Below are 12,547 nucleotides of genomic sequence, written 5' to 3'. Positions count from 1 at the left end.
GTTAGTAATAGAAGACATGGGGCATCTGTGATGAAACACTGGGCAATCTTAATTGGAATTGATAACTATCAATCTTTTCAACCTCTGAACTGCGCTCAGCAAGATGTTCAAGCACTGCATCATTTTCTGGTATCTGAAGCAGGTTTTCCCCTAAATCAATGTCTTTTGTTCACGGAACTATCTCCTTTTATAGCAGGACGCTCAACCTATCCCAATCAAGAAAATCTATGTAATTGGATTGAGTTTCTTGCCCAAAACTATTTTCAATCGGATGATCAGGTTTGGATTTTTTTAAATGGCTATGGGGTTTGTCATCATGGGCAGGACTACTTTGTGCCGATCGATGGAAGCCCTGCCGAGATCGAGACAACCTGCATGGCGATCGCGCCTTTGCTGAAGCGGCTAAAAGCTGCCTTACCCACTGGACAGCCGCTTTTGTTGCTCGACATCAACCGCAGCCAAGCAACGATTGCTCATGAAACCGTTGGCATTCAAACTGCCCAAATCGCTCATCAAATCGGCATCCCCACGATTCTCTCTTGCCAACCGGGGCAATTCTCTCGCGAAATTTCTAGCCTAGGACATGGATTGTTTACCGCATCGCTGTTAGAAGGGTTGCGCTACCAACAAGGGGCAACGTTAGCAACCCTGAGTCACTATCTTAGCGATCGCCTACCCGAACTCAGCGAACACTATTGGCAACCTAACCAACATCCCGTCACCATTTGCCCGCCTCAGTTCGTTCACCAACCGCTGTTATCCGTCGCCGCGTCTGCATGGAATGGTGCCTCAACCAATGGACATACTCCTCCAAGCATGACTGAAATTCACTCACCTGAAATTTACTCTGCCGTGAACACGCTGAACTCAACTACAGCATTCACACTACCCACTATAAATACTCTGCCTCAAACCTACTCCACCCATCAAAATGAGCTTGTTAGTAGCCCGTTGCGATCGCCCAATCACCTCCCTCCCCTCCCCCATCATTCGACCCAAGTTGAATCGTTAGAAAATTCCTATCGTCAGGCGGCTCCTTCAATCGCTACTCCAGCTAGTGTTCCCCCTGCCACCCTGGATGTCATTGAGCCTGAGCCGATTGAAGAAGCGACCTTGTGGCGACCTTTTTTGCTGTGGGGCGGCTTAATTTCGGTGATTCTATTGAGTGCAGTTTTATGGCGTAACTGGTCTGTTGTGCTAGCCGCGCCTCCCTCTCAACCATCGCCAGTAGAACAGCCAGCAGAGCAGCTACCAGAGCAACGAGTGGCAAACTTCAATTCTTCTGTACCTCAGCAAAATGACTTTCGCGGACAAGCCATTCTGCAATCTGCGCGTTTACTGGTGCGAAGCGATCAGGCAACCCCTTACCGGAATGCAATTCAGCAAGCCAGACAAATTCAGGTAGATGACTTGGTGTATCAAGCAGCCCAGCAAGATATTGCTAATTGGAACCAAACAATTTACGTCATTGCTCAAGAGCGGGCATTGCGACAGCAGTTTGATACGGCAATACTGGCAGCAGATCTGGTGTCTTTAGAAGACAAAAAACTACGTCCCCAAGCAGATGCCGCGATCGCGCAGTGGTGCGGCTTTTTACGTCAGCAAAACGGTCAATCGTTTCAACAGCCGATAAAAGCCAATTGTGAAAAGTTCATGCCACGCCTATGATTTTGCTGAGCTTATACCACTGTGGAAAATAGCTGCACTCCGCATTTTCCACAAGCACTTCTTTGATGACTGCCCCGTCTAACAGAAGACTTAGAATAGTATTTGGTCTTCGTTGGTTAAAGTCATCATGGTTACGCTGCCGTCTGATTTGCAAAAACGCCTTGCTACACCGCTAAAAATTGGTCACTTTGAACTCCATAGCCGTGTATTGCAATCGCCCTTATCCGGCATATCAGATATGGTGTTTCGGCGACTAGTACGGCAATATGCGCCCACTTCGATGATGTATACCGAAATGGTGAATGCGACTGGGCTGCACTATGTGAAAGAGCTACCCAAAATTATGGAAGTTGACCCAAACGAACGCCCCATCAGCATTCAGCTATTTGACTGTCGTCCTGATTTTTTGGCAGAAGCCGCACAAAGGGCAGTCCAAGAAGGTGCGGACACAGTGGATATCAACATGGGCTGCCCCGTGAACAAGATTACCAAAAATGGGGGCGGCTCCTCCTTGCTACGACAACCAGAACTCGCAGAAGCCATTGTGCGATCGGTGGTGAATGCAGTTGAGGTGCCTGTTACCGTTAAAACCCGCATTGGTTGGACTGATCAAGAAATCAACATCCTCGATTTTGCTAGCCGGATGGAAGCGGCTGGGGCGAAAATGATTACCGTGCATGGACGTACCCGCGCCCAAGGCTACAACGGCAATGCTAAGTGGGAATGGATTAAAAAAGTGAAGGATATTCTTTCGATTCCGGTGATCGCGAATGGCGATATTTTTTCGGTGGAATCGGCGGTGAGGTGTTTAGAAGAAACTGGAGCGGATGGCGTGATGTGTTCTCGTGGCACGATGGGCTATCCTTTTTTGGTTGGCGAAGTCGATCATTTCCTTAAAACGGGGGAACTGAAACCAACCCCAACCGCGATCGCCCGTTTGCAATGCGCGAGATTGCACCTGCAAATGCTGTATGACTATAAGGGCGATCGCGGGGTGCGTGAAGCTCGAAAACACATGACTTGGTATGCCAAAAGTTTTGTAGGTGCTGCCGATCTGCGTGGACAGCTTAGCCTGATTGAAAATGTGCAGCAAGGGTTAGATTTGATCGATCGGGCGATCGCGTGCTTAATGACTACTGCTGAACCCGATGTTCAATCCCTCTTAAACCAATTAGCGGCAGTCCCTGCCTTCAGCGAAGCCGGGTAGGCAGGGTGGTTTCATACGAGCAATTCAAAAGATAGACGCGATCGCCCAGTTTTACGAGGCATTGATCCAGCACTTCATCCATGCGGAAATGCAGAATTGGCAATCAACTACACACGCCAAGAATGGAATTAATACTTGAACAGGCGATTTGAACTTTTATGACGTGGCTGCATAAAAGACGTTTTACAAGTCCTATGGTTCAAATGGCTGCTCATCATGGGGTTGGATTATGATACCGCCAAATCGCGCTTCATCCGCCCAACACTCCACTCCTTCGATGTAGCAAATGTGACTTAAATACTCTTCTTTGGTATCCGCTACAGTCGCTTCAAAACCTCCACCCATTGAAACATTGTAAAAATTCAACTTTCGCCCCCTATCATCACAAGCTTTGTCGTAGCAAGCACTACATGCAGTACGTGGATACCTTGCCCAATGGGGCACTGGGGTTGAACAGAGTGGACAGGGATGAAATGCGTATCACTCATATCTCAACTTACACAGTGGACATACATTTAAGATTCTAACCTCCCCAATCTAGCCTTATCGCCAAATTTCTGAATACCTTACTTATGAGGAGCGATCGCCCTAAAGCTCCTACCTATTGCACGGCTGTTAAGGATAAGTTTTCTACAGTTATCTAGCAAAAAGCGCTAGAGATAAACACACCTCTAACGCCATCATTGCAAATTAGTTGAAAAGTCTAAACTACCAGCTAGATTTAACTACGCCAGGAAGCAAGCCTTGGTGTGCCATTTCTCGGAACACATGGCGAGACAGCCCAAAGTCGCTGTAATACCCTCTAGGGCGACCCGTTGCCCAGCAGCGATTGCGGTGGCGGGTAGGGGCGCTATTGCGGGGAAGCTGCTGGATTTGACGGTGGATAATCAACTTCGCTTGCTGATTGGGTGCCGCTGCAAATTGCTCTTTCAAATCTGCCCGCTTTGCCGCGTATTTTGCGATTAGTTTCGTGCGCTTTTTCTCGCGCTCAATCATGCTTTTCTTAGCCATGGATCATCCCAACACTTTTCCGAATAACACAGTCTTTCATGGTACCTGAATATCCTTCTCCAGCGCTACTGATTTGAGAAGTTTTTTGGATGCGGTGGCTTTGACAGTTGTTTTGCTCAGTTTTTTTGCAGGACTATGGGCAGTGGCATTGAAAGCAGACGGACACAGATCGGCAAGCAGACAGCGATCGCAGGCGGGTTTACGGGCGTTACACACGGCTCGACCATGATAGATCAGCCGAATCGACCAATTTTCCCAATCGGGGCGCGGCAACAATTTGATCAGATCTTGCTCGACGTGAACCGGATCAAGATGTTTCGTTAAACCCAAACGATAGCTCAAGCGTTTCACATGGGTATCCACCGTTACGCCCATATTGATACCAAACGCATTTGCCAGCACCACATTGGCAGTTTTTCGGGCAACTCCTGGCAGGGTCAGCAATTCTTCCATGGTCTGGGGCACTTCCCCCCCAAACTCCGTCATGATCAAGCGGCAAGCCCCTTGGATATTCTTCGCCTTGTTGCGAAAAAATCCCGTGGACTTAACCAAGACGATGATGTCATCCAACTCCGCAGCCGCGATCGCAGCGGCATCGGGAAAGCGGCGAAACAATTCTGGCGTAACCTTATTCACCCGTTCATCGGTGCATTGGGCGGACAGAATCGTGGCGATCAACAACTGCACGGGCGTTTCATAATCTAACGAGCAGGTGGCATCGGGATAAAGTTCCTTAATCCGTCGCAAGACTTCCAGCGCCCGTTGCTTGGTTGAAGGTTTTCGAGTCTTCGTGTTCGCCTGAGTATTCACTGTGGAATTAGGTTTGCCGTATCGCGGATGATCAAAAAGATGCCCAAGCCTAACAGCAGCATCAATCCGGTTTGCATTACACCATCTTGAATTTTGCTAGGGACGGGCTTGCCACGCAACCCTTCTAGCAAGAGAAACGCCAAATGTCCACCATCCAAAGCGGGTAGCGGCAAAATGTTGATGATTGCCAGGTTGACGCTGATTAAGGCGGCAAAGTAAAACAGATTGGCTGCGTCAGATTGAGTAATCCGAGAGCCTGCCGCCACGATCGCCACGGGGCCTGCGACCTGATTTGCCACGGTGTTAAAGCGGCTGACCAACATGCCGAAGCCTTCTATCGTGTCGTAAACAATTTTTTGGAACTCATTGGCGGCTGCACTAAAGGCGGCTAATCCACCCACCCGCTTTCGGGCTAGAGCGCCATTTGCATCCAATCCTGCCCCAATGCGCCCTTCACCCGTCGCGATCGTGTCTGGAGTGACCGCCAACGTCAATAGTTGGTCGCCTCGCTGCACGGATAAATCAACGGGCTTGCCCGGATTGACTTCAATAATTTTTCGCAGCGCCCCTTGTTCGTCTATCGCTTGACCAAAGGTGCGCCCATCGGCGGACACAATCACATCTCCTGGCTTAAGTCCGTAGCGCATAGCAGCATTAGGCTTCAACTTAATGTCAAGGACAGCGTTTGCAGGCAACGATATTTTGGCAAGTTCTGGTTTGCCACCCTCACTTTTATGCTGCACAGGCAACTGTACGGCTTGCTCAGAAGGCTTGACCACCAACTGGGCCGTGTTCGCTTGCGAATTATAGGTGTAATCAAATTTTTGATCAAAAAAGACCGTATCCCCGACTTTGATGCCTAAGTCAGCGACCTGAGGACTTGCCGCAGTCACTTCGGACACAATGCGCGACACCAAAACTCCTGGCTTCTCGGCTTGGGGCGCGCCCACGGTTGCCATTTGCAACACCAAAACCAAATAGGCAAATATGAGGTTGGCAATCACGCCAGCGCTCATGACGATCGCTCGATCCAAAATAGGACGGTTTTTCAGCAGATTTGGATCTTTGGGATCAATCGTATTCTCTTCTGGGTCTTCTTCCGGAAAGCCAACAAAACCACCTAAGGGAAATGCACGCAGGGCATATTCGGTTTCAGGACCTTGATACTTCCACAAAACGGGACCAAACCCAATGGAAAACTTGTTTGCGTAAATTCCTTGGAGACGGGCTGCCATGAAATGCCCCAGTTCATGGACGATGATGAGAAGCGCCAGAACTGCGATCGCTGGCAAAGCATACAAAATCCCCGAAATTGACATAGAAGTTTACAACACGTTAATTTGCGATTTATCTATTCTAAAGGGTGTTTCAAGGTTCATGCCTTAAATCCACCCTCTAGACCGTTCGGAGTTCTTTCAACCAAAAGTCCAGAACCATGCGCTATCGACGATTTGGCAAGACCAACTTGCCGCTATCCGTTTTTTCGTTGGGAACGATGCGCTGCTTGTCATCGGAATCGGTGGCGATCGAAACGGTGCAGCGGGCAATCGCGCTAGGCATCAATCATCTGGAAACCGCCACGGGCTACGGAGACAGTGAACGCTATTTGGGGGAAGCGTTGCGATCGAGCTTAACATTGCCTCGCGCTCAGCTTTACCTAACCAGCAAGATTCCGCCCACGTTAGATGCGGATGCTATGGAGCGCACCATTGACCAATCCCTAGAGCGTTTGGGTGTGGATTATCTAGATGCTCTGGCAATTCACGGCTTAAACACGGAGGAACATTTGGCGTGGGTGACTGCACCCGATGGCGGTATGAAAGCTGTGGGAAAAGCGATAAATGATGGACGAGTGAAACATGTCGGATTTTCGACTCATGGTTTTTTGGAGTTGATTTTGCAGGCGATCGCGACTGACCAGTTTGAGTTCATTAACCTGCACTACACCCTATTTTTTCAGCGAAACGATGCTGCGCTTGACCTCGCCCACCAAAAAGATATGGGCGTGTTTATTATTTCTCCTGCCGATAAAGGCGGTTTACTCTACACGCCATCTCCAACTCTAGAAGCCCTATGTCACCCTATTTCTCCCTTGGCATTGAACTATCGCTTTTTGCTTAGCGACTCACGGATTACCACCCTCAGCGTGGGAGCGGCGAATCCGACAGAACTGGAGTTGCCTCTAGCACTGGCTGATCAAGATGGGGAATTATCCGTGGCGGAGTTAGAAACGCTGGAGCGATTGCAAGTGCAGCAAGAACTGGCACTGGGCAGCGATCGCTGTAGCCAATGTTATGCTTGCTTGCCCTGTCCTGAAGGCATTCATATTCCTGAGGTGCTGCGGTTACGAAATTTAGCCACTGCTTACGATATGACTCAGTACGGAGAATATCGCTATCGCATGTTTGAAAACGCTGGACATTGGTTTCCTGGGAACAAAGGAAATCGCTGTACAGACTGCGGCGACTGCCTGCCCCGATGCCCAGAAGCTCTGAATATTCCTGCCTTATTGCAAGATACTCACGAAAAGTTAAAGGGTGCTGCACGACGCAGACTTTGGGAATAAAAATTAGCAATAAAAAAGGGATGCCTGATTGCATCCCTTTTTTAGACTAAAGCTTACTTAAAAAACAGGATTTGAGTCTTAGCTTGCCAAATATTCTCCAATGGTGGCTTTGCGCTTACGAAGCTTGCTCAAAGCTTCTCGCTCAATCTGACGAACTCGCTCACGGCTAATGTTGAGATAGTCACCAATTTTTGCCAGAGTCAATGCCTGACCATCTTCTAGCCCAAACCGCATAGTCAACACTTGACGCTGCTGGGGAGTTAGATCCGACATTAAGCGCTCCAAATCCATCCGCAGAGAAGATTGAAGCGTGAACTCTTCAGGAGATGCACCCGTGTCTTCTAACAGTTCGCCCAGTTCAGTATCCTGGTTATCCCCTACACGTAGGTCGAGGGACAAAGGAACACGAGCTTGCTCCAAATAATCTCGAACCTGCTTGGGAGTCAGTTCTAATTCAGCAGCGAGTTCAGTGGCGGTCGCCGCCCTGCCTAGCTGTTGAGATAGCTGGCGCTGAGCTTTTTTGATCTTGTTGAGTTTTTCGGTGATGTGAATCGGTAAGCGAATGGTGCGCCCTTTTTCAGCGATCGCACGGGTAATTGCTTGCCTGATCCACCAATAAGCGTAGGTCGAAAACCGATAGCCTTTAGTTGGATCAAACTTTTCAACGCCGCGCTGCATTCCAATCGTGCCTTCCTGGATCAAATCCAACAAATCCACGTTACGTTTTGTGTATTTTTTGGCAACTGACACCACGAGTCGAAGATTGGCTTCTACCATTTTGCGTTTTGCAGCTTCGCCCTCGGCGATCGCCTGTTTAAGGTCTGCTTCAAGTAGGTCTGCTTCCTGCGCCCACTCCACCAAAGTAGGCTCATATTCTAGACGAGCAGCCAAAGCTTCTTTGATGATGTGCAATGCTACTAAACGCTGCACTTGCTTGCCTAATACGACTTCCTGCTCATGAGTCAGCAGAGGAACACGACCAATTTCTCGTAAGTAAGTGCGGACTAGATCCGATGATGTCTGAGCGGTTTTCATAACGCTACCTGAAGATGAGAAGAGTAAATAGAAAATGGATCGAGGAGCAGCAAGCCCTAGGTAAACGAACAGGCGCAAAATGGCAACCAACTCAACAGATGAGGGCTTGATAAGGCGAATCACTTCCCAAGGGATCTATTTTTCGTTGGAACGGATAGGAATTGGAATCGCGGCTGGCTGTTGATCTGCCAAAGCGTTCAAGGCTAGTCCTACTAAAGCAATTGCGGTCAATCCCAAAGCAGAGTTGAAAAATAGGATAAATGAAGTTTCCATAAGTTTTGAGCAGTTTTTTAATTGGGTATATTAACTATTGTATCTTTCCTGAGTCACATTCCTCTATCAAATGAGAGATTATTTGCGATTTTGATAAAAAGCTTTAGGAGCATTGAGCTTAACTGTCCTGTAGAAAGATTACCCGCAATCTTCTCTGATAAATGCATCCTGGAAAACAAAATATGCATACTTTGAGTGGGCGTGCGTTGGGTGGCAGAGGGCGATCGCCAATCATCCGAATACAAAGGCTGACTCGCTCTCAGGAAAATTTAATCTTTATTAATGCTTAACTTTAGCAGTGTAGTAAAAAGCAATGCAGTAAAAGTAGGTTCGGTAGCCCATAGCAAGCAAAATAACGGTAATGGCAGGATGGGGAGTGAGTTTGCAGCTTTGGTTTTTCGCATAAAACTGCTCTACCCCAACGGTAGCTTTGTCTCTCACAATCCTGATCTCTCAGAAATCTGATTATTCTGAGAGATGTTTAAGTAATCGGCTGAGAGCAACGCGCTGGCTTACTCGTTTGAAGGGCTTCTTGTCGAAAATTACTTGAGGTCTCCCACTAATTTAGGAAATCTCAACCAGATAGGAGACAAACACAGCGTAAATGTCAATTTTTAGCCAAGGTATTCTTGTAGCGCTTTGACGGAAAGGGGCTGAGATTGCAGGGATTGAATCGCGGCAGTCGTGGCTTTAGCGCCTGCCATCGTTGTGACAATCGGAATTTTATAGGTGAGCGCAGTCCGACGAATCGTCCGACCATCGGCTCTGGCTTCCTCTCCCGTAGGAATATTCATAATGAGTTGAATTTTCCCATTTTTGATCCAATCCACAATGTTAGGTCGTCCTTCGTGCAGCTTAAACACCAGATCAACGTCTAATTCATGATCGATAAGGACGCGCCGCGTACCTTCAGTGGCGATGATATGAAATCCTAAACCGATTAGGTCCTTCACCACTGGCACCACGGCATTTTTATCGCGATCGCTCATGGAAACAAACACCGTGCCTTTCAGGGGTAGGCGCTGACCCGCCGCCAGTTCTGCCTTGGCATAGGCGGTGCCAAAATCTGCGTCAATCCCCATCACTTCACCGGTTGAGCGCATCTCTGGTCCTAACACAGGGTCAGTGCCAGAGAATTTTTCAAAGGGCAACACGGCTTCCTTGACTGAAATGTGGCTAGGAATAACTTCTTGCGTATAGTTTAGCTCAGCCAACGTTTTGCCAGACATGACGCGGGCTGCCATCTTTGCCAGCGGAATCCCAGTCGCTTTCGAGACAAAGGGCACGGTTCTTGAAGCGCGGGGATTTGCCTCTAGGATAAACACGGTTTCGCCCTGACAAGCAAATTGAATGTTCATTAGCCCGATCACCTTCAGCGCTTTTGCCAATCCGATTGTCCAAGTGCGGATTTGATCTAGCACCGTAGGGCTAAGGGACACGGAGGGTAAAGAACAGGCAGAGTCGCCAGAGTGAATCCCGGCTTGCTCAATGTGTTCCATGATGCCGCCAATCACCACGTTTCCACTGGCATCGGCGATCGCGTCTACATCCACCTCGATCGCGTTTTCTAAGTATTGGTCGATCAAAATCGGATGATCCGGCTCCACCTGAACCGCGTAGGTCATGTAGTGCTTCAGTTCATCATCGGAATAGACGATTTCCATCGCCCGACCGCCTAACACATAGCTAGGGCGCACCACCACGGGATAGCCGATCCGGTGAGCCACCGCCAGTGCTTCGTCTGTGCTGCGGGCAAGACCATTATTCGGCTGGCGAATGTCTAGCTGGCGCAGGATTTTTTCAAAGCGCTCCCGGTCTTCTGCCACGTCGATCGAGTCCGGTGAAGTCCCCCAAATCGAAGTTTTAGGGGAATCACCTGTAATCCCTTCTAGATATTTTTGCAAGGGCAGCGCCAATTTCAGGGGCGTTTGTCCACCAAACTGAATAATAATGCCTTCAGGATTTTCGGCTTCGATGATGTTCAGCACATCTTCTTTCGTGAGTGGCTCAAAGTACAGGCGATCGCTGGTGTCGTAATCGGTGGAAACCGTTTCAGGATTGGAGTTGACCATAATGGTTTCAAATCCATCTTCTTGTAAGGAAAAAGAGGCATGACAGCAGCAATAGTCAAACTCAATGCCTTGACCAATCCGGTTAGGACCGCCGCCTAGAATAATCACTTTGCGCCTTGTAGAAGGCAGAACTTCGTTTTCTTCCTCGTAGGTAGAGTAGTAGTACGGAGTCAGCGCTTCAAACTCAGCGGCGCAGGTATCCACGGTTTTGTAAACGGGAATTACGCTCAAGCTCTTGCGGTAGGCGCGCACTTCGTCTTCAGTGGTTTTGGTAGCAAAGGCAATCTGGCGATCGCTAAAACCCTGCCGCTTCACATCCAGCATTTGCTCTTTGGTCAAGCTTTTAAGCGCAGTCCGCTTAAGAAGTTTCTCGGTCTCTAATAACGCCTGCAACTTATCCAAAAACCAGGGATCGATCGCGCTGAGTTCATAGATTTCTTCTGCCGTCATGCCCATCAAAAAGGCGTGGCGCACGGTGAAAATCCGGTCTGGCTGAGGGGTTCGTAACCCGGCTCGAATATGTTCCAGGCTAGGTAGTTTTTCCGGTTTGTCGCAGCCCCACCCCGCTCGACCCGTCTCCATTGATCGCAATGCTTTTTGAAACGACTCTTGAAACGTGCGCCCGATCGCCATCGCTTCCCCCACGGATTTCATTTGGGTGGTTAAAGTAGACGTGGCATCGGGAAATTTCTCAAAGGCAAACCGAGGAATTTTAGTGACGACATAATCGATCGCGGGTTCAAAGCTCGCAGGCGTTTTCTTCGTGATATCGTTGGGAATTTCATCCAGCGAGTAGCCCACCGCCAGTTTTGCCGCAATTTTGGCGATCGGGAAGCCCGTTGCCTTCGATGCCAGCGCCGAACTGCGAGACACGCGCGGGTTCATCTCAATCACAATAAAATCGCCTGTATCGGGATTAACCGCAAACTGAATATTAGAACCGCCTGTCTCCACGCCAATCTCACGAATGATTTTGATCGACGCATCCCGCAGCCGTTGATATTCCTTATCTGTCAGGGTTTGGGCAGGGGCAACCGTAATCGAGTCGCCCGTGTGAACGCCCATGGGATCTAAGTTCTCGATCGAGCAGATAATCACCACGTTATCTGCCAAATCCCGCATCACCTCTAGCTCGTATTCTTTCCAGCCGAGTAAGGATTTCTCAATCAAAATTTGGGATACGGGACTGGCATCAATCCCCGATGTAGCAATCTCCTCAAATTCTTCCTGGTTGTAGGCAATGCCGCCCCCCGTACCGCCCATAGTAAAAGCCGGACGAATAATCAGCGGATAGCTGCCAATTTGGCGACCCACTTCCCGCGACTCTTCCAACGTCGTTGCTAAACCCGATGGACATACAGGAACATCGATCCGCGCCATTGCTTCTTTAAATAGCTTGCGGTCTTCTGCCATTTCGATCGCGGGTAGTTTCGCCCCAATCAGTTCCACGTTGTACCTGTCTAACGCGCCGCTTTTCGCCAGAGCCACCGCTAGGTTGAGCGCCGTCTGTCCGCCCATCGTTGGCAGCAGTGCGTCGGGGCGCTCTTTTTCAATAATCTTTTCAACAATTTCTGGGGTTAATGGCTCAATATAGGTGCTGTCTGCGGTATCTGGGTCAGTCATGATGGTGGCTGGGTTGGAGTTGACCAAAACCACTTCATAGCCCTCATCTCGCAGCGCCTTACACGCTTGGGTGCCGGAGTAGTCAAACTCGCAGGCTTGCCCAATTACAATCGGACCAGAGCCAATCAGCAGAATTTTGTGGAGATCATTACGGCGGGGCATAGTCAAACAGTCCAAGAAATTCCCAAATATTGTAAAGGAAAGCTCACACTATATCGGTAGTGATTTAACTAATCCCACAGTTTTTTGACAAATTTGCTCTAAATTGCTGGCTCAATCAGG

The 12,547-nt window shown here is 49.0% G+C and carries 10 protein-coding genes; 3 read left to right on the top strand and 7 right to left on the bottom strand.

Annotation, left to right across the window (positions count from 1 at the left end):
• The first annotated feature begins 30 nt into the window (after positions 1–30).
• Together AC1S5B_RS27870 and dusB are read left to right on the top strand one after the other, a co-directional pair.
• Complete coding sequence (locus AC1S5B_RS27870; RefSeq protein ID WP_482038910.1) at positions 31–1,668, top strand: caspase family protein; 1,638 nt, start codon at positions 31–33, stop codon at positions 1,666–1,668.
• A gap of 127 nt (positions 1,669–1,795) precedes the next feature.
• Positions 1,796–2,875 (top strand): tRNA dihydrouridine synthase DusB, encoded by a 1,080-nt coding sequence (dusB, locus tag AC1S5B_RS27865; protein ID WP_482038909.1) that lies wholly within the window; start codon positions 1,796–1,798, stop codon positions 2,873–2,875.
• 708 nt (positions 2,876–3,583) lie between these two features.
• Here dusB and rpsN read toward each other — a convergent pair.
• From rpsN to rseP, 3 genes are read right to left on the bottom strand one after another with little or no spacing between them, the layout of a single operon-like run.
• Complete coding sequence (gene rpsN, locus AC1S5B_RS27860) at positions 3,584–3,886, bottom strand: 30S ribosomal protein S14 (protein WP_482038908.1); 303 nt, start codon at positions 3,884–3,886, stop codon at positions 3,584–3,586.
• A 36-nt stretch (positions 3,887–3,922) separates the two neighbouring features.
• The gene (nth, locus tag AC1S5B_RS27855) at positions 3,923–4,696 is read right to left on the bottom strand and encodes an endonuclease III (RefSeq protein ID WP_482038907.1); all 774 of its coding nucleotides are present in this window, start codon (positions 4,694–4,696) and stop codon (positions 3,923–3,925) included.
• Positions 4,693–6,015 carry an RIP metalloprotease RseP gene (gene rseP / locus AC1S5B_RS27850; protein WP_482038906.1) on the bottom strand — a complete coding sequence of 441 codons (1,323 nt, stop codon included), beginning with the start codon at positions 6,013–6,015 and terminating at the stop codon, positions 4,693–4,695. Before rseP ends, nth begins: the two co-directional genes overlap by 4 nt.
• Before the next feature lie 116 nt (positions 6,016–6,131).
• Here rseP and AC1S5B_RS27845 point away from each other — a divergent pair, with 116 nt between their 5' ends.
• On the top strand, positions 6,132–7,262 hold the full coding sequence (locus AC1S5B_RS27845; RefSeq protein ID WP_482038905.1) for an aldo/keto reductase: 1,131 nt from the start codon (positions 6,132–6,134) through the stop codon (positions 7,260–7,262).
• Positions 7,263–7,340: 78 nt separating this feature from the next.
• Here the strand turns inward: AC1S5B_RS27845 and AC1S5B_RS27840 are convergent, their stop codons facing one another.
• From AC1S5B_RS27840 to carB, 4 genes are all read right to left on the bottom strand, one after another.
• Complete coding sequence (locus AC1S5B_RS27840; RefSeq protein WP_482038904.1) at positions 7,341–8,297, bottom strand: RNA polymerase sigma factor, RpoD/SigA family; 957 nt, start codon at positions 8,295–8,297, stop codon at positions 7,341–7,343.
• Between the two features lie 135 nt (positions 8,298–8,432).
• Positions 8,433–8,570 carry a hypothetical protein gene (locus AC1S5B_RS27835; RefSeq protein WP_482038903.1) on the bottom strand — a complete coding sequence of 46 codons (138 nt, stop codon included), beginning with the start codon at positions 8,568–8,570 and terminating at the stop codon, positions 8,433–8,435.
• Positions 8,571–8,849: 279 nt separating this feature from the next.
• A complete protein-coding gene (locus tag AC1S5B_RS27830) occupies positions 8,850–9,011 on the bottom strand; it encodes a hypothetical protein (RefSeq protein ID WP_482038902.1) in 162 nt (53 codons plus the stop codon).
• Between the two features lie 173 nt (positions 9,012–9,184).
• On the bottom strand, positions 9,185–12,427 hold the full coding sequence (gene carB, locus AC1S5B_RS27825) for a carbamoyl-phosphate synthase large subunit (protein ID WP_482038901.1): 3,243 nt from the start codon (positions 12,425–12,427) through the stop codon (positions 9,185–9,187).
• Positions 12,428–12,547 lie beyond the last annotated feature (120 nt).

Source organism: Leptolyngbya sp. CALU 1928 (genome assembly GCF_056784215.1).
Note: the sequence above shows the minus strand (reverse complement) of the source record. Positions and strands in the feature narration are given on the sequence as shown.